Genomic DNA, 17,854 nt, shown 5'->3' with positions numbered 1-17,854 from the left:
TTCACCCTCCCAGTTCGCAGCGCGGCGACGGGTCCTCGCCCGCCAGCGCGTCCATGGCCTCCTCGGCGCGCTCCAGCTGCGCGCCGACTTTCTGCCGTACGGCGGTCAACTCACCGATCAGCGCATCGAGTTCACCGAGCTTGCGGCGGTACACCGCGAGCGAGGCGGGGCACGAGTCACCCTCCGGGTGCCCGGCCCGCAGGCACTCCACGAACGGCCGGGTCTCCTCCAGCTCGAACCCGAAGTCCTGGAGCGTCCTGATCTGCCGCAGGGCCCGCAGGTCCGCGTCGTCGTACGTGCGGTAGCCGTTGCCTCCGCGCCGCGCGGGCAGCAGCCCGCGCGACTCGTAGTACCTCAGCGTCCGCGTGGTCGTCCCCGCCCGCTCAGCCAGCTCTCCGATGCGCATGTCCTCGACGGTAGACGTTGACGCCGACGGAAAGGCCAGCCACGGGGTTCGTCAGTCTGCTTTCGGCTGGGTGCGCCGGGCGTAGGCGCGGGCGGCACGGGCACGGTCGCCGCAGCGGGTGGAGCACCAGTGGCGGCGTCCGTGGCGCAGCAGGTAGCGGTTGCAGGGGGTGGAACCGCAGCCGGTGAGGCGGTCGGCGTCGGGGCCGGTGAGGAGGTCGGCCGCGTCGGCCGCGAGGGTCGCGAGAGCGCGGCCGAGGATCTCGTCGGTGGGACAGGGCACCGCGCGGTAGGGGCCCTTTTCCTCGTCCCAGTAGAGCAGGGCGGCTGCGGGGGCTTTGCCCATCGCGTCGTTGACGGCGGACAGCGCCATGGGCGGGGCGGGCAGTTCGGCGACCCGGGCGGCGAACAACGCCCTGAGGTGTTCGCGCAGGGAGCGCAGCTGCGCCGCGCACATCTCCTGCACCCCGGCGTCGGCCGGCGCGAGGCCGTGTTCGGTGAGCCACCGATTCGCGGACGCGGGGGTGCCGAGGAAATCGATGAAGCGCCCACCGGGCAACGCGATGGCGCTGTTGACGAAGTCGAGGGCGAGGTAATCCTCCGCCCCCGGCGCGGGCGGCGGCATGGATTCCGCGGTCAGGGTCTCGCTCATGACTGTCATGGTACGGCTTGCCTTCATCCGTGAGACAGGACTATCGTTTCTCACGGATCACTCGCTTCCTATCCGTGAGGTTTTGATGGCTGACGCCAGTACGACCACGACCACCGAGCAGATCCCCATCCGCGTCCTGGGCGGCCCGACCGCCCTCTTCGAATACGGCGGCCTGCGGTTCCTGACCGATCCGACCTTCGACGCGCCCCGCGACTACGACGTGCCCGGCGGACGGCTGACCAAGACGGCGCCCTCCTCTGCCGCGCCGGCCGGACTCGGCCGCATCGACGTGGTCCTGCTCTCCCACGACGAGCACCCCGACAACCTCGACGGCTCCGGCCGGGCCCTGCTCGCCGACGTCCCGCTGACCCTGACCACGCCCGGGGGCGGACGGCGCCTGGGGGCGGGGGCCAAGGGGCTGGCCGACTGGGAGTCGATCGACCTGGACCGCACCGATGGCGGCACCGTCACGGTCACGGGCGTGCCCGCCGTCCATGGGCCCGGCGCACGCGAGGAGGTCGAACCGATCAGCGGCCAGGTCGTCGGATTCGTCCTAACCGGGCAGGGCCTGCCCACGGTCTACGTCAGCGGCGACAACGCCTCGCTCGACCTGGTCAAGGAGATCGCCGATCGGTTCGGCCCGGTGGACACCGCCGTCCTGTTCGCCGGGGCTCCCCGCATCCCTGTCCTCTTCGACGGCGCGACGCTCGTCCTCGACAGCGCACAGGCCGCCGACGCCGCCCGGATCCTCGGTGCCCGCCGGGTGGTCCCCGTCCACTACGACAGCTGGGCGCACTTCACCGAGGGCCGTGCCGAACTGGTCGCCGCCTTCACCGACGCCGGCCTGCTGGACCGCCTGGACCTTGGCGACCGGGGCTGACCGTGCGGCCGGGATCCCGGCCGCCGCTGCACTCGGTCGCCCGGGCCACACGGCATGGGGCACCAGCCGCGCCCGGACCGTCTTGCCGAGGTCCGGGCGCAGGAACCAGTCCAGTTCCAGGGCCAGTTGACGTACGACCGTCAGGCCCCGACCGCGCTCGCCCTCCAAGCGGGGATCCGCCACCGGGAAGACGGGCGACGGGTCCGACACATCGACCAGCAACCCACCGCCGCCCTTAGCGGGTAACTAGCCTTCGCTGCCCACCAGTTCGGCGGTTCCAGCCGCATCCTCGGTGCCCGGCTCCGCTGCGTCCGGCTCCGCCGCTCCCCGCGCACGGCGCGGCAGCAGCACCGCTACCAGCACCGTCCCGACGCCCAGGATCACCGCGCCGACCACGCTCGTGTGCGCCACGGCGTCGGAGAACGCGGAACCCACCGCGTCGGCCATCTGCTTCGCGCCGCCCGCGAGCTGCTCGGCCTGCGCCTTGAACTGGGCCGCCTGCTCGGGGCTGGTCGCGCCCGCCGCCTTCGCGGCAGCCTTGTGGGCTTGGTCCCCGATGCCGTGGGCCACCGCGTAGCCCGCGCCGACCGAGTCCTGCGCGGTGCTCAGCGCGTCGGCGGGCAGCTTCGATCCGGCCGTGTTGTCCGCCAGCTGCGAAGAATACGAACCGGCCAGGACCGAGCCGAGGAGGGCGATGCCGAGCGAGCCGCCGAGTTCGAGCGACGTGTCGTTGACCGCGCCGCCGACGCCAAGTTCCGACTCGGGGAACGAGCCCATGATCGCGTCGGTGCACGGCGAGAGCGCGAGGCCGATCGCGAGGCCGAGGATGGCGAGGGGCAGCACGAAGTCCCCGTACGTCGACGAGGCGTCGATGCGCGTGAGGAGCGCGAGGGCCGCCGTGCCGCCGACCATCCCGGCCGTCACCGTGACCTTCATGCCGATGCGCGGGGTGAGGTACCCGGTGAGCGCCGAGCCCACGAAGACCGCTCCGGCCAGCGGCAGCATGCGGATGCCGGTGGCCAGCGCGTCGTAGCCGAGGACGAACTGGAGGTGCTGCGTGAGGTAGTAGAAGGCGCCGAAGACCGCGAGGAAGAAGAGGGCGACGGCGAGGTTCGCGCCGGAGAAGCGGCGGTCCGTGAAGCGGCGGACGTCCAGGACCGGGCGCGGGTGGCGCAGCTCCCACAGGACGAATGCCACCAGGGCGACGCCCGCGACGACCGCGGCGCCGATCGCCTTGGCGCCCCAGCCGAAGTGCGGCCCCTCGATGATCATGTAGACGAGAGCGCCGACCCAGACGACGGAGAGCAGGCCTCCGACGTAATCGATGCGGTGCTGGTGCGCGGCCTTGGACGGCGGTACGAGGACGAGGGCGCCGACGAGGGCGACGGCGGCCACGGGCACGTTGATCAGGAACGTGGACGACCAGCCGTGGTTGCGCAGGAGCGCGCCGGCGACCAGGGGTCCGGCGGCGATGGCGAGGCCCGCGGTGGCGGTCCACAGCACGATGGCCTTGGCGCGCTCGGCGCGCGGGAAGGTGGCCGCGAGCAGCGACAGCGTGGCGGGCATGATCATGGCCGCGCCGACCCCCATCACCGCGCGGGCCGCGATGACCCCGGTGGAACTGTCGACGAGCGAGCCTGCGACGGCGCCCCCGCCGAAGACGACGAGGCCGAGGATGAGCGCCCCGCGCCGGCTGTACTTGTCGCCGATCGCGCCGAGCAGCAGCATCAGCGCCGCGTACGGAACGGTGTAGCCGTCGATGACCCACTGGAGGTCGGCGCTGGTCAGGCCGAGGTCCTTGGTCATGTCCGGCGCCGCGACGGTGAGGGCGGTGTTCGCCATCACGATGATCAGCAGGCTCAGGCACAGCACGAGCAGGGCCCACCAGCGACGGGCGTACGGCCGGTCCATCCCCTCGACCGGTTCCTTCATGACGAGGCGCATTCCCCTGCCACCCTTCGGGGCGCTCGGCCCCACAGTCCACGAGTTCACGTGTCCGCGCGTTCACGGACATTGCACAGCAGCGTGCAATTACACAACACTGTGCAATTTACGTCATTGCACAGTGCTGTGCAAAACCACACGTGAACGGGGTGGGGGCCGGGGTGCAGAATGGGCGCGTGACTTCAGGACGAGCCGACACCAACCGCCGCCGCATCCTCGACGTCGCCCTCGCCGAGCTGCTGCGCGACCCGGACGCGTCCATGGACCAGATCGCCAGGGCCGCGGGCGTCGTGCGGCGCACGGTCTACGGGCACTTCCCCAGCCGCGAGGCGCTCGTCGCCGCGCTGGTGGACGACGCCGTCGTCGCGGTCGAGGCCGCCCAGACCGAGGGCCGCGCGGGGGTGACCGACCCCGCCGAGGCCGTGGCCCGCTCGTTCCTCGCCGTGTGGGAGGTCGCCGACCGCTACCGCCTGCTGGTCGCCCTCGCGCAGCGTGCCGTCACCGTCGAGGGCATCCGCGCCCGGCTGACCCCGGTCCGCGACAGCTGCACCGAACTGCTCCGACAGGGCCTGGAATCAGGTGAGTTCACCTCTCCCCTGCCGCCGCCGGCCCTCGCGTACGTCCATGAGCAGGTGCTGTTCGGACTGCTCGAAGCGGTCAACGACGGGCTGATCCCAGCAGAAGAGGCGGGCCGCTCCGCCGCGGTCACCGTACTGACCGCGGCAGGCGTACCCGCCTCACGCGCCACCGAACTGGTGGCGGGACTCAACTAGGGCGCCGCCACACGCCCCACCACGGGCGCCCCGTCAGGGGCTCGGGGAACTGCGCGACCAGCCCCCACCGACCCGCAGCTTCACACAGGCCCACGCCACCCCGTGGGGCGCGGGGAACTGCGCGACCAGCCCAGGGCCGGCCCGCAGATTCCTCACCCGCGAACCCAGCGGAGCGCTCAGGCCTTCGCCAGCTCCTTCTCGCCCTCACCCCGCTGATCAGGAACAGCGGCAGCGTCACCACTCCCGTCGTCCACAAGCGTCCGCTCGTCGAACGGCAGGTCGCCCGCGAGCACGCGCGCGACGCGGTCCTTGTCGACCTCGCCCGTCCACGTACCGATGAGGAGCGTCGCCACCGCGTTGCCCGCGAAGTTGGTCAGGGCGCGGGCCTCGCTCATGAAGCGGTCGATGCCGATGATGAGGCCGACGCCGTCGACGAGCGCCGGCTTGTGCGACTGGAGTCCGCTGGCGAGCACCGCGATGCCGGAGCCCGAGACGCCCGCGGCGCCCTTCGACGCGATCATCATGAACAGGAGCAGGCCGATCTGCTGGCCGATGCCGAGGGGCTGGTCCATGGCGTCCGCGATGAACAGCGAGGCCATGGTCAGGTAGATCATCGTGCCGTCGAGGTTGAACGAGTACCCGGTCGGCACGGTGATGCCGACGACGGGACGGCTGACGCCCAGGTGCTCCATCTTCGCGATGAGCCGCGGCAGCGCGGACTCGGAGGACGAGGTGGACAGGATCAGCAGGAACTCGCGGCCCAGGTACTTCAGGAGTGCGAACAGGTTGTAGCCGGTGGCCAGGCGCAGCACGGTTCCGAGGACCACCACGACGAACAGGAAGCAGGTCACGTAGAAGCCGAGCATGATCGTGGCCAGGGCCTTCAGGGCGTCCACACCGGTCTCGCCGATGACGGCCGCCATCGCGCCGAAGGCGCCGACGGGCGCGGCCCACATGATCATGCCGAGGACGCGGAAGACCAGCTTCTGGATGTGCTCGACCCCCTTGAGGACCGGCTCACCGGCGCGGCCCATGGCCTGCAGCCCGAAGCCGACGAGGAGCGCGACCAGGAGCGTCTGGAGCACCTCGCCCTGGGTGAACGCCGACACGAGAGTCGTCGGGATGATCCCGAGGACGAAGTCGACGGGGCCCTCGGCGGCGTCCTTCGCCGCGGTGTGGCCGACGTCCTTCACGGCCTGCGTGAGGTGCATGCCGTCGCCCGGGTGCAGGATGTTGCCGACGACCAGGCCGATGGCGAGCGCGACCACGGACATCACCAGGAAGTAGCCGAGCGCGAGCCCGCCGACCTTGCCGATCTTGGCGGCCTTGCGTACGGACCCGACGCCGAGCACGATCGTGCAGAAGATGATCGGCGAGATCATCATCTTGATCAGGTTCACGAAGCCGGTGCCGACCGGCTTGAGCTCCTTGGCGAAGTCCGGCCAGATGAAGCCGACCGCGATGCCGAGCAGGACGGCACCGATGACGGCGAGGTACAGATAGTGGGTGCGGTCTCTCTTGGTGGCGGCTGCCACCTGGGTCTCGGCCACGGGTGTCTCCTGACGACGGTGTCTGGCGTACTGCGTACGGGAAACCTGCAACTGCGTACGGGAAACCTGCACGTACGCGCCATGCGTGCGGCTCACGTCTGGCGAATCACGGTGACTATCTCCCGGCTTGTGAGGGCCGTCACCCTTCCGTTCATTTAGTTCGCGCTTATACGTTCAAGTAGTTCACGTTTGAACGTTCGCACCTGTACCGAGAGGCAGACTGGGCCCATGCGCTTCCCCCTCCTGCCACGTGCCCGCAGCCTGGCCGGCCAGCTCTTCGCGATGCAGGTCGTCCTGGTCGCCGTCGTGGTCGCGGGGTGCGCGCTCTTCACGTACATCAGCGACGGCAGGCAGGCCGAGGAGGCCGCCACGCGCCAGGCCACGGCGGCGGCCCGCGCGGTCGCGGACGCGCCCTCCGTGCGCGGGGCGATCGCCGGGAGCGGTGACCCGACCCGCACGCTCCAGCCGTACGCGAGCGACGTCCAGCGCCACACCGGCGTGGACTTCGTCACGATCATGGATCCGCACGGCATCCGCTGGACGCACCCCGACGAGCGCCGCATCGGCGAGCGCTTCCTCGGCCACATCGGGCCCGCCCTGCGGGGCCGGACCTTCTCGGAGACGTACACGGGCACGCTCGGCCCGTCCGTGCGCGTGGTCACCCCGATCGTGTCGGGGCACCGGATCGTCGGGCTGGTCAGCGCGGGCATCACGGTCGAGGAGATCAGCGCCCAGGCGCGCGGCCAGGTGCTGGCGCTGGCCGGCGTCGCGGCCGGCGCCCTCGTCCTCGGCGGCATCGGCACGTACGTCATCAACGCCCGGCTGCGGCGGCACACCCACGGGATGAACGCCACCGAGCTGAGCCGCATGCACGCCTATCACCAGGCGGCGCTGCACGCGGTGCGCGAGGGTCTGGTGATGCTGGACGGGCAGCGCAGGATCGCGCTCATCAACGACGGGGCGCGCGAGCTGCTCGGCGTCGGGGACGAGACGGTCGGGCGCAACGTCGCGGAGCTGGGCCTGCCCACCCCGCTCACGGGCGCGCTCCTGGCGGCGGAGCCCCGGGTCGACGAGGTGCACCTGACCACCGACCGCGTGGTCGTCGTCAACACCTCGCCCGTGTCCAGCGGCGACCGGCGCGGCACCGTGGTGACCCTGCGTGACCACACCGAACTCCAGGCGGTCATGGGTGAGCTGGACTCGGAGCGGGGCTTCACGCAGGCGTTGCGCTCACAGGCCCACGAGGCCGCGAACCGGCTCCACACCGTCGTCTCGCTGATCGAGCTGGACCGCGCCGGCGAGGCGGTCGACTTCGCGACCGCCGAGCTGGAACTGGCGCAGACCCTCACCGACCAGGTCGTCGCCGCCGTGAGCGAGCCGGTGCTCGCCGCGCTCCTGCTCGGCAAGACGGCACAGGCCAACGAGCACGGCGTGGAGCTGGAGATCTCCGAGGACAGCCGCATCGACGACGGCCTGGTGCCGCCCACCCTGCCGGCCCGCGATCTCGTGACGATCCTCGGCAACCTGCTCGACAACGCGGTCGACGCGGCCCAGGGTTCGCCGCACGCGAAGGTGACGGTCACGGCCCGCGCCCAGGACGACAACCTGCTGCTCCGGGTCACGGACACGGGCCCGGGTGTCGCCGACGGCCACGCGGACGCGGTCTTCGAGCGGGGCTGGTCCACCAAGCCGGCCGGGCCCGGCGGCCGCGGCCTCGGTCTCGCGCTCGTCCAGCAGTCCGTCGCCCGCAACTCCGGCACCCTGACCCTGGCCGAATCCCCCACGGGCGGCGCACAGTTCACTGTCGTCCTGCCACTCCAGCGCACGAGCGCGACCACGCCCACGGGAGGCACCGCGTGACAGACCCCGGCACCGCCGGCGGCACCATTCGCGTCCTGGTCGTCGAGGACGACCCGGTGGCCGCCGACGCCCACGTCCTGTACGTGAACCGGGTCCCCGGCTTCACCGCGATCGGCAAGGCGCACACGGCCGCCGAGGCCCACCGCGCCCTGGAGCGCACCCAGGTCGACCTGCTCCTACTCGACCTGCACCTCCCGGACGGCCACGGTCTGCAGCTGGCGCGCTCGCTGCGGGCGGCGGGCCATCACGCGGACGTGATCGCGGTGACCTCGGCGCGCGACCTCACCGTGGTCCGCGAGGGGGTCTCGCTCGGCGTGGTGCAGTACGTGCTGAAGCCCTTCACGTTCCCGACGCTGCGCGACCGGCTCGTGCGCTACGCGGAGTTCCGGGCGGCGGCGGGAGAGGCGGGCGGCCAGGACGAGGTCGACCGCGCCCTGGCCACCCTGCGCGCACCGACTCCGGCCGCCCTGCCCAAGGGACTGAGCGCGCCGACCCTGGAGCGCGTGACGCGGACGCTGCGCGCCGCCCCGGAGGGTCTGACCGCGGCGGCGGCCGCCGAGTCCGTGGGCATCTCGCGCATCACGGCCCGCCGCTACCTGGAGCATCTCGTCGACTCGGGCCGCGCCGCCCGCAGCCCCCAGTACGGCCAGGTGGGCCGACCGGAACTGCACTACCGCTGGCTCACCGCGGACCAGTAGCGGACTAGACCATTGGTCAACCTGCCACCCCTGCACGGGGATTGACCTTGGTCCGACCCCGCCCGTACGTTCACCGGGCAGCCCCGCTCGGCAAGCCGGCCGGCGGCGGCCCGTAGGAGGTCGTGCCCGTGCGCCCCACTGCTCCCGTGCTCCTCAGCGCCACTCTGCTCGTCGCCGCGACCGGCCTGACGGCCTGCAGCAGCGGCTCCGGGGACGACCCGGACACCGTCCGCATCTCCTACAAGCAGTCGACCGACAATCAGATACGTGTCATGGACAAGTACCTGGCGTCGATGAAGAAGCAGTTCGAGAAGGAGCACCCCGGCAAGAAGGTGGAACTGGTGCCGATCAAGGCGCCGGACTCCGAGTACTACACCAAGCTCCAGCAGATGCTGCGCTCCCCGAAGACGGCACCCGACCTGGTCTACGAGGACACGTTCCTCATCAACTCGGACATCACCAGCGGTTATCTCAAGCCCCTGGACTCCTATCTCGCCAAGTGGCCCGACTGGAACCAGTTCATCGACACGGCGAAGAACGCGGCCAAGGCCGAGGACGGCAAGACGTACGGCGTCCCGGACGGCACGGACACCCGCGGACTCTGGTACGACAAGGGCATCTTCGCGAAGGCCGGCATCAAGACGCCCTGGCAGCCGAAGACCTGGGACGAGGTCCTCGACACGGCCCGCACGATCAAGAAGAAGGTCCCCTCCGTCACCCCGCTCAACGTCTACACGGGCAAGCCCGGCGGCGAGCAGTCCGCGATGCAGGGCTTCGAGATGCTCCTGTACGGGACCGGAGCGGGGTCGGGTGCCGCGGACCCGCTGTACGACAGGTCGTCCAACAAGTGGATCACCGCGGGCAAGCCGTTCAAGGACGCGCTGAATTTCGTGAAGACGGTCTACGGCGAGAAGCTCGGCCCGGACGTCTCGGACGCCCTCGACCCGAACATCGGCACCCGGGTCCGCGGCGAGCTGCTCCCCAAGAGCAAGCTGGCGATCAACCTCGACGGGTCCTGGCTGCCGCAGGACTGGCTGAAGGGCAGCGGCCACGAGTGGCCCGAGTGGTCGCAGAAGCTGGGCCTCGCGGCCATGCCGACGCAGAACGGCCAGGCGCCGGGCAAGGTCAGCATGTCGGGCGGCTGGACGTGGGCGATCCCGTCGAAGGCGTCCAACCCCGACCTGGCCTTCGAGTTCGTCAAGACGATGCAGACCAAGGCCAACGCCCAGAAGTGGTACATCGCCAACTCCGGCATCGCGGTGCGCAAGGACGTCGCGGCCGACCCGGCGTACATGAAGGCGCAGCCCGGCATCAAGTTCTTCACGGACCTGGTGGCGTCGACCCACTACCGGCCCGCGTACCCGGCGTACCCGAAGGTCTCCACGGCGATCCAGGAGGCGATGGAGTCGGTCACGACGGGCGACAGCTCGGTCGACAAGGCCGCGAGCACCTATGACGAGCAGCTCAAGACGGCGACGGACGGCAAGGTGACAACCAAGTGAAGGTGGGGCCGAGCGGTGTCCGCCGCCCCGTGACACAGCCCCTGCCCCAGCCCCCTTCACGCGGTGATCTTCAGGTGAGGCCGGGGCGGGGCGGTGCACGCCGCCCCCTGACACGCGCCCTGCCCCTGGCCCCTTCCCTGGTCCTGCTGCTGCTCTTCCTCGCCGGGCCGATCGCGTACTGCGCCTACATCGCCTTCACGGACCTGCAGTTGACGGGCCAGGCCCACTCCTCCTTCGTGGGCTTCAAGAACTTCACGGCCGCGTTCAAGGACGACGCGTTCCTGAACGCGGTCTGGCTCACCCTCGTCTTCACGGTCCTGTCCTCCCTCATCGGCCAGAACACGCTGGGCCTCGCCCTGGCCGCGCTGATGCAGCGCGCGTCGAAGACGGTCCGCACGGTCACGGGCGCGGTCGTGGTCTGCGCGTGGGTGCTGCCGGAGGTCGTCGCCGGTTTCCTCCTCTACGCGTTCTTCCGCCGCGAGGGCACACTGAACGCGATCCTGGACTGGCTCCATCTGCCCACCCAGAACTGGCTGTTCACGCTGCCCATCCTCGCGGTGTCGTTCGCGAACGTCTGGCGCGGGACGGCGTTCTCCATGCTGGTCTACTCGGCGGCGCTGGGCGAGATACCCAAGGAGATCACCGAGGCCGCGGAGATGGACGGCGCCGGCGGCTGGCGCCGCATGTGGCACATCACGCTCCCGATGATCCGCCGCTCCATCGCCACGAACCTCATGCTGAACACCCTGCAGACCCTGTCCGTCTTCGGCCTGATCTGGGTGATGACCCGGGGCGGCCCCGGAAACCGCAGCCAGACCCTGCCCCTGTTCATGTACGAGCAGGCCTTCCAGAAGAGCATGATCGGCTACGGCACGGCGGTGGCCCTGCTCCTCCTGGTCGTCGGCTCGCTGTTCTCGCTGGTCTATATGCGCCTGCTGCGCTCGGAGGCCTGAGTGTCCTCACCCCGCACCGTCCGCCACCGCCTCGCGGCCGACGCCGGACTCCTGATCGTCGCCGCGGCGTTCGTCCTGCCGCTGGCGTGGGTGATCCTCTCCGCGCTCGACACGCACGCGAATCTCCAGGTGAAGATCCCCGACGGCGTCACCCTGGACAACTTCGACGCGGTCCTGACCCCCGACATCACCTTCACGCCGCTGCTCAACAGCCTGCTCCTGTGCGGCGGCGCGACCCTCCTGACGGTGGCGAGCGCGGCTCTCGCGGCGTACCCGCTGTCCCGCTACCGCTCCCGTTTCAACAACCCGTTCCTGGCGACGGTCCTGTTCGCGACCTGCCTGCCCATCACGGCGATCATGGTCCCGGTGTACGCGCTCTTCGTGCAGGTCAACCTGATCGACACGATGCAGGGCACGATCTTCTTCTTCGCGGCGTCCCAACTCCCGTTCGCCATCTGGCTGATGAAGAACTTCATGGACGGAGTCCCCAAGGAGCTGGAGGAAGCGGCCTGGACGGACGGAGCGTCCTCGTTCCAGTCCCTGATCCGCATCGTGCTCCCCCTGATGGGCCCGGGAGTGGCGGTGGTCACCGTCTTCTCCTTCGTCATGATGTGGGGAAACTTCTTCGTCCCCTTCATGCTCCTGCTCACCCCCGAACAGATGCCGGCCTCGGTGAGCATCAACGACTTCTTCGGCAACCGGGGAACCGTCGTCTACGGCCAGCTCGCAGCCTTCTCGATCATCTACTCGACGCCGGTGATCCTGCTGTACATCCTGGTGGCCCGGAAATTCGGCGGAGGATTCGCACTGGGGGGTGCGGTCAAGGGCTGACCGGCCGCACCCTCGCGCACGGCTTGACCGACCGGCGGACCGGCCGCCCGCTCAGCCGATCGGCACCGGCATCCTGACCACGTCGTACGCCAGGTCGATCGTGTCGCCCGCGGCCGGGTCGGTCAGCGCCACGCGCCAGCGGGAGGCGAACTGGTCGACGCCCTCGGCCATCGGGATGGTGCCGGAGATCAGGACCGTGCCGGGCACCAGGTCACCCCTCTCCCGCAGGACGTCGGCCCAGTAGGCCGGCGTGAGCAGCTCGGCCAGGGTGCCGTCCTGGATGAGGGTCTCCTGCCCGTCGTGGGTCACCCAGGCGCGCAGGGTCAGGTCGTCCAGGCGCTCCTGCACGTCGGCGAGGCGCCAGGCGCGTCGGGCGAGGACGTCGGGGCTCGCGTTCTTGCTCCATGCCACGCCGTGCACCTCCAGCTCGCGGTCGGTGTGGTCGCAGGCGGCCGTCAGGAGCAGGTCGCCGTCCTGGTCGACGACCAGCGCCCACTCGGCCTCGCCGGAGGTGCGCCCGTGCTGGACGCGGACCTGCTCGGTGTGCTGGGCGAGGTAGGGGGAGACGGGGTAGAGCGCGGGGGTCACGGAGGGCGCGGGCACCCCCAGCTCGGCGAGTTCCGCCACGTGCGCGGCCACGTCGTCCTGGCTGCGCCCGGCGTACCCGGCGTTGAGCACCTGCACGACGTCGACCTTGCGGGTGGTGCCGTCGGGCAGTTCGAAAGTCAGCAGCGCCATGGGGTTTCTCCACATCGTTCGCGATATCGGGGAGGTTAACTTTGCGCGGAAGGCTTGCGCATACGACCTGTATACAAGAAGTATGCCGGAAGGTCGACAGTTAGCCTCAACCCAGGAACCTCAGGGACGGACGTCGTGAACCACACCAGCACGAGCACGGAAAAGACCCCGCTCGGCGGGTCCGCGGTCCGCCGCGCCTTCTTCGCCAGCCTGACCGGAACCGCACTGGGGTGGTACGACTTCGCCATCTACTCCGTCGCGGCGGCGCTGGTCTTCGGCGACGTCTTCTTCCCCTCGGAGGACCCCGCCACCGGCACCCTGCTGGCGTTCTCCACGTACGCCGTCGGCTACGTGTCGCGCCCGCTCGGCGGCTTCGTCTTCGGCCGCCTCGGCGACAAGCTCGGCCGCAAGAAGGTCCTGATCGCGACCCTCGTCCTGATCGGGGCCGCGACCCTCGCGATCGGCCTGCTTCCGTCGTACGCCACGATCGGCGTGGCCGCGCCGATCACCCTCGTGATCCTCCGCTTCGCCCAGGGCGTCGGCGTCGGCGGCGAGTGGGGCGGCGCGGTGCTGCTCTCCAGCGAGTTCGGCGATCCGCGCCGGCGCGGCTTCTACGCCTCGGCCGCGCAGATCGGCCCGCCGGTCGGCAACCTCCTCGCCAACGGCGTACTCGCGGCCCTCGGCGCACTCCTGACGGAGGCTCAGTTCACGTCCTGGGGCTGGCGCGTGGCGTTCCTGCTCTCCGGGGTGCTCGTGTTCTTCGGCCTGTGGATCCGCGCGAAGCTCGAGGAAACCCCCGTCTTCAAGGCGATGGAGGCCGAGCAGCAGCGCCCCGAGGCCCCGATCCGCGAGGTCTTCACGACGCACCCGCGCGCGCTCGCGGCCGCGATCCTCAGCCGCGTGGCCCCGGACGTCCTGTACGCGCTGTTCACCGTCTTCGTCCTGACCTACGCGACCGGCGAGCTCGGCATGTCCCGCGGCTCCGCCCTGGCCGCCGTCCTCATCGGCTCCTCGCTCCAGGTCTTCCTCATCCCGCTGGCCGGAGCCCTGTCCGACCGCGTCAACCGCCGTGTCCTGTACGGGGTCTCGGCGGCGGCCGCCGGCGTGTGGCCGTTCCTCTTCTTCCCGATGATCGGCGGCGGGAACTGGCCGCTGCTCGCCCTCGGCGTCGTGGTGGCCCTGGTCTTCCACTCCGCGATGTACGGGCCGCAGGCGGCCTTCATCGCCGAGCAGTTCTCCCCGCGCCTGCGCTACACCGGCTCCTCGCTCGCGTACACGCTGGCCGGTGTCATCGGCGGCGCCGTCGCGCCCCTGCTGTTCACGGCGCTGCTCGACGCGTACGACTCGTGGATCCCCCTGGCCCTCTACGTCGCGGGCACCGCGATCGTCACGATCGCCGGACTGTGCCTCGGCCGCGACGGCGACCGCAGTGACGAGGAGCTGCTCGGCGGCGAGCCGGTCCGCTCCCCCGCCGCGTCCGCGGCGCCCTGACCGCACCCCCGAATTCCGGCACCCCACACGAGGAGGACGTCTCATGCGTATCGCGCTGAGCCAGATCACCACCGGCCCCCGCCCCGAGGGGAACCTCGCCCTCCTGCGCGAACAGACCCGTCTCGCGGCGGACGCGGGCGCCCGCGTCGTCGTCTTCCCGGAGGCCGCGATGGCCTGCTTCGGGACCCCGCTGGCGCCGCTGGCCGAGCCGCTCGACGGCCCCTGGGCCACGGCCGTGCGCCAGATCGCCAAGGAGGCCGAACTCGTCGTGGTCGCGGGCATGTTCACCCCCGCCCCGGACGGCAAGGTGGCCAACACCCTGCTCGCCACCGGCCCCGGCGTCGAGGCGGCCTACGACAAGATCCATCTCTACGACGCCTTCGGCTTCGCCGAGTCCGACACCGTGGCACCCGGGTCCGAGGTCGTCACCTTCGACGTCGACGGCACCCGCATCGGCCTCGCGACCTGCTACGACGTCCGCTTCCCCGAACTGTTCAGGGCCCACGCCGACGCGGGCGCGGTGGTGTCCGTACTGCCCGCCTCGTGGGGCGCGGGACCGGGCAAGCGTGAGCAGTGGGAGCTGCTGATCCGCGCCCGTGCGCTCGACGCCACGCTCTGGCTCGCCGCCGTGGACCAGGCGGACCCGGCGGCCTCGGGCGTCCCCGCCGCGTCGAACGCCCCCACCGGCATCGGCCACAGCGCCGTCGTCGGCCCCGACGGAACCGTACGGCAGCGCCTCGAGGAAGGACCGGGGCTGCTCGTGGCGGACCTGGACCTCGACGAGGTCGCCTCGGTGCGCCGTTCCATCCCGGTACTGGCCAACCGCCGGAGCCTGTGACGGCGAGACGGACCACCGGCAGGCCCGCTATCCCGCGAGCAGCACCTTGAGCGTCGACTCCAAGTGGCTGTCGATCGCGGTGCACGCGGCCTGCCGGTCGCCGGAGGCGATCGCGTCGAGGATCGCCTCGTGCTCGTGGAGCACCGACTCCTGCCGGCCGTGCTGGTTGAACAGCGCCACCACCCCGGCCCGGATCTGCCGGCTGCGGAGCCCGTCGTAGTGGCGGTCGAGCAGGGCGTTGCCCGCCGCCGCCACGATCGTCGCGTGGAAGAGGTGATCCACCGCGATGAACTCCTTGGCATGCTCGGCCCCGCTGAGCGTGCGCTGGCGGACGAGCAGCGCGGTCAGCTCGGACACGGGGGCCTTGCCCTCGGCGATGATCCGCTCCGCCGAGTACCGCTCGACGATGCCGCGCAGCTCCATCAGCTCGGTGATCTCCCGCCCCGACAGCGGTACGACCTGCGCCCCGCGCTTGGGGACCAGCCGCACGAGGTCCTCGGCGGCGAGCAGCAGGAGCGCCTCGCGGATCGGGGTGCGGGAGACGCCGATCCGGTCGGCGAGCTCCTGCTCGGAGAGGAACTCCCCTTGCCTGTCCGGGTCGGCGAGCACGTTCTCCTTGAGAAACGCGTATGCCTTGTCCCGTCCCGACGTCACGACTGCCCCCAGGGTTGCATACAAGGAGTATACGGATTTGGTTACCGGGAGTCTCGTCACCGTAGGTTCCTACGACACGTAACCCGGTGCGAACAGACCGTAGCCACCGGCCTCCCCCGCCCCTACCGTTTGCCCGTGCACCCAAGCGACTCCGCCCCGCCGTTCAACGCTCCGGCCGCCCGACACCTCCGAGAGGCCCTGGGCATGGCGCCCGGCCATGTCGCTTACGGCATGCGCGCCTCGTACGGCCAGCATCACGTCACGCCCGACACGATCATCGCCTGGGAGCGTGGGCTCACCTCGCCGACGTCGGCGGAGCTGACCGCGCTCGCGGGTGCTCTGTGGTGTTCGCCGGGTGAGCTCATCGGCGCGGCACGGACGCTGCGTGAACACCGGATGGCCCGCAGCATGGCGCCGGAGGACGTGGCGCGCACGGTGGGGGTGGAGATCCACTCGTATCTGCGGATGGAGGAGACCGGCGAGTGGCGCGGCAACGAGCGCCAGTCGGCCGTCCTCGCCGAGGTGCTCGGCCTCGCGCCGCAGAACTTCGCGACGGTCACGGGCCGCGACGAGCAGCTGGCGGACCTTCTGCGCAGCGCGGTGACCACGCGCTGGCAGGCGTACACGCGCCCGATCGTCAAGCTGGTCCCGGTGGATAAGAGTCAACTGGAGGAAGCGCTCCAGGAGATGCAGCTCGAGTACCAGGCGCTGATGGCCGCGACGCTCACCTGGGGCGGCGGCTCGGGGCGCGAATCGGGCGAGGCCGGGCGGGAGTTCCTCGACGGGATCCTCGACGAGTTCTGGTCGAGGATGCCCACCTCGTAGGACGAGCCGTGCGCCCTAGAACACCGATTCCGCCTCGTCCATACGGTCCTTCGGCACCGTCTTCAGGGCGGCGACGGCCTCGGCGAGCGGGACCATCTCGATCTCCGTGCCGCGCAGCGCCGTCATGCGGCCGGAGACGCCCCGGTGCGCCGCCTCGACGGCGTGCCAGCCGAAGCGCGTGGCGAGGACCCTGTCGTACGCGGTCGGGGTGCCGCCGCGCTGGACGTGGCCGAGAATGACCGGCTTCGCCTCCTTGCCGAGGCGGCGCTCCAGCTCGAACGCGAGGGCGGTGCCGATGCCCTGGAAGCGCTCGTGGCCGAACCGGTCGATCGCACCGGTCTGGTAGTCCATCGTGCCCTCGGCGGGGTGCGCGCCCTCGGCCACGCAGATGACGGCGAACTTCTTGCCGCGAGCGAAGCGCTCCTCGACCATCTTGACCAGGTCGGCCGGGTCGAAGGGCCGCTCGGGCAGGCAGATGCCGTGCGCGCCGCCCGCCATGCCGGACTCCAGGGCGATCCAGCCCGCGTGCCGGCCCATCACCTCGACGACCATGACGCGCTGGTGGGACTCGGCGGTGGTCTTCAGCCGGTCCATGGCCTCCGTGGCGACGCCGACGGCGGTGTCGAAGCCGAAGGTGCGGTCCGTGGCGGAGATGTCGTTGTCGATGGTCTTCGGGACGCCGACGACGGGCAGGCCCGCGTCGGCGAGCATCCGGGCAGCGGTCAGCGTGCCCTCGCCGCCGATGGGGATGAGGACATCGAAGCCGATCTCGGTGGCGAGTTCCTTGGCGTTCTCGCAGGCGGCGCGGAAGCGGTCGCGCTCGAGCCGGGAGGAGCCGAGAATGGTGCCGCCGCGGGCGAGGATGCCACTCACGGCGTTCAGGTCGAGGGTCCTGTAGCGGCCGTCGAGCAGTCCCGCGTACCCGTCCTCGAAGCCGATCACCTCGTCGCCGTGGTGGGTGACGGCGCGGTGCACGACCGACCGGATCACTGCGTTCAGGCCAGGACAGTCGCCGCCGGCGGTGAGAACTCCGATACGCATCGTGCGTGTCTCCTGCTCGCTGTTGAGACTTGTGAGCCGTTGCGATTCTTTCACGGCCGTGGGGGCGATGCGGGTCACCGGCGGGGCGCACAGGCCCGCGGGGCGCGCGCTCCGGGGCCTTTCGGCCCCCGGACCAGGGCCTTTGTCCGGCGGGCGACCTAGCTACCCCCGGAGGTATTGTCAAGAGGGCACGGCTACGACTTTCATCAGAGGCCGGTT

General features: G+C 70.8%; 17 protein-coding genes. 10 read left to right on the top strand and 7 right to left on the bottom strand.

The genetic code is table 11. The features are described 5' to 3' along the window. Window position 1 precedes the first annotated feature (1 nt). Entirely contained in the window at window positions 2-406 is a 405-nt protein-coding gene (locus AC07EJ_RS09320) for a MerR family transcriptional regulator (protein WP_362908161.1), read from the bottom strand. A gap of 51 nt (window positions 407-457) precedes the next feature. Beyond that, a complete protein-coding gene (locus AC07EJ_RS09315; RefSeq protein WP_389478281.1) occupies window positions 458-1,057 on the bottom strand; it encodes a CGNR zinc finger domain-containing protein in 600 nt (199 codons plus the stop codon). Between the two features lie 85 nt (window positions 1,058-1,142). Here AC07EJ_RS09315 and AC07EJ_RS09310 point away from each other — a divergent pair, with 85 nt between their 5' ends. Continuing rightward, window positions 1,143-1,937 carry an MBL fold metallo-hydrolase gene (locus AC07EJ_RS09310; protein ID WP_389478279.1) on the top strand — a complete coding sequence of 265 codons (795 nt, stop codon included), beginning with the start codon at window positions 1,143-1,145 and terminating at the stop codon, window positions 1,935-1,937. A 246-nt stretch (window positions 1,938-2,183) separates the two neighbouring features. Here AC07EJ_RS09310 and AC07EJ_RS09305 read toward each other — a convergent pair whose 3' ends face one another. Beyond that, window positions 2,184-3,881 (bottom strand): MFS transporter, encoded by a 1,698-nt coding sequence (locus AC07EJ_RS09305; protein WP_389478278.1) that lies wholly within the window; start codon window positions 3,879-3,881, stop codon window positions 2,184-2,186. A gap of 176 nt (window positions 3,882-4,057) precedes the next feature. On the opposite strand from AC07EJ_RS09305, the gene AC07EJ_RS09300 reads away from it, so the two are divergent. Then, a complete protein-coding gene (locus AC07EJ_RS09300; protein WP_389478276.1) occupies window positions 4,058-4,654 on the top strand; it encodes a TetR/AcrR family transcriptional regulator in 597 nt (198 codons plus the stop codon). 176 nt (window positions 4,655-4,830) lie between these two features. On the opposite strand, the gene AC07EJ_RS09295 is transcribed toward AC07EJ_RS09300, so the two are convergent. Then, complete coding sequence (locus AC07EJ_RS09295; protein ID WP_389478275.1) at window positions 4,831-6,204, bottom strand: cation:dicarboxylate symporter family transporter; 1,374 nt, start codon at window positions 6,202-6,204, stop codon at window positions 4,831-4,833. A 228-nt stretch (window positions 6,205-6,432) separates the two neighbouring features. Between AC07EJ_RS09295 and AC07EJ_RS09290 the strand changes: the two genes are divergently transcribed. The 5 genes from AC07EJ_RS09290 to AC07EJ_RS09270 all read left to right on the top strand — a co-directional run bounded on the left by AC07EJ_RS09290 (window position 6,433) and on the right by AC07EJ_RS09270 (window position 12,048). Continuing rightward, a complete protein-coding gene (locus AC07EJ_RS09290; RefSeq protein WP_389478273.1) occupies window positions 6,433-8,064 on the top strand; it encodes a sensor histidine kinase in 1,632 nt (543 codons plus the stop codon). Further along, window positions 8,061-8,762: a response regulator gene (locus tag AC07EJ_RS09285; protein ID WP_389478272.1), complete on the top strand. Its 702-nt coding sequence runs from the start codon at window positions 8,061-8,063 to the stop codon at window positions 8,760-8,762. Before AC07EJ_RS09290 ends, AC07EJ_RS09285 begins: the two co-directional genes overlap by 4 nt. 128 nt (window positions 8,763-8,890) lie before the next feature. Continuing rightward, entirely contained in the window at window positions 8,891-10,264 is a 1,374-nt protein-coding gene (locus tag AC07EJ_RS09280) for an extracellular solute-binding protein (protein WP_389478270.1), read from the top strand. Between the two features lie 41 nt (window positions 10,265-10,305). After that, window positions 10,306-11,217 carry a carbohydrate ABC transporter permease gene (locus AC07EJ_RS09275; RefSeq protein ID WP_389478393.1) on the top strand — a complete coding sequence of 304 codons (912 nt, stop codon included), beginning with the start codon at window positions 10,306-10,308 and terminating at the stop codon, window positions 11,215-11,217. Then, window positions 11,218-12,048 (top strand): carbohydrate ABC transporter permease, encoded by an 831-nt coding sequence (locus AC07EJ_RS09270; protein WP_389478269.1) that lies wholly within the window; start codon window positions 11,218-11,220, stop codon window positions 12,046-12,048. A gap of 51 nt (window positions 12,049-12,099) precedes the next feature. On the opposite strand, the gene AC07EJ_RS09265 is transcribed toward AC07EJ_RS09270, so the two are convergent. Continuing rightward, a complete protein-coding gene (locus AC07EJ_RS09265; RefSeq protein ID WP_478884003.1) occupies window positions 12,100-12,786 on the bottom strand; it encodes a DUF2848 domain-containing protein in 687 nt (228 codons plus the stop codon). Between the two features lie 135 nt (window positions 12,787-12,921). Here AC07EJ_RS09265 and AC07EJ_RS09260 point away from each other — a divergent pair, with 135 nt between their 5' ends. Then, a complete protein-coding gene (locus tag AC07EJ_RS09260) occupies window positions 12,922-14,277 on the top strand; it encodes an MFS transporter (protein WP_478884002.1) in 1,356 nt (451 codons plus the stop codon). Between the two features lie 43 nt (window positions 14,278-14,320). Continuing rightward, window positions 14,321-15,115 (top strand): carbon-nitrogen hydrolase family protein, encoded by a 795-nt coding sequence (locus AC07EJ_RS09255; protein WP_478884001.1) that lies wholly within the window; start codon window positions 14,321-14,323, stop codon window positions 15,113-15,115. Window positions 15,116-15,142: 27 nt separating this feature from the next. Here the strand turns inward: AC07EJ_RS09255 and AC07EJ_RS09250 are convergent, their stop codons facing one another. Continuing rightward, the gene (locus tag AC07EJ_RS09250) at window positions 15,143-15,769 is read right to left on the bottom strand and encodes a GntR family transcriptional regulator (RefSeq protein WP_389478263.1); all 627 of its coding nucleotides are present in this window, start codon (window positions 15,767-15,769) and stop codon (window positions 15,143-15,145) included. A 135-nt stretch (window positions 15,770-15,904) separates the two neighbouring features. On the opposite strand from AC07EJ_RS09250, the gene AC07EJ_RS09245 reads away from it, so the two are divergent. After that, on the top strand, window positions 15,905-16,594 hold the full coding sequence (locus AC07EJ_RS09245) for a helix-turn-helix domain-containing protein (RefSeq protein ID WP_389478261.1): 690 nt from the start codon (window positions 15,905-15,907) through the stop codon (window positions 16,592-16,594). A 15-nt stretch (window positions 16,595-16,609) separates the two neighbouring features. Here AC07EJ_RS09245 and AC07EJ_RS09240 read toward each other — a convergent pair whose 3' ends face one another. After that, entirely contained in the window at window positions 16,610-17,635 is a 1,026-nt protein-coding gene (locus AC07EJ_RS09240; protein ID WP_389478260.1) for an ATP-dependent 6-phosphofructokinase, read from the bottom strand. Window positions 17,636-17,854 lie beyond the last annotated feature (219 nt).

This window comes from Streptomyces sp. NPDC045026, assembly GCF_056432625.1.
Note: the sequence above shows the minus strand (reverse complement) of the source record. Positions and strands in the feature narration are given on the sequence as shown.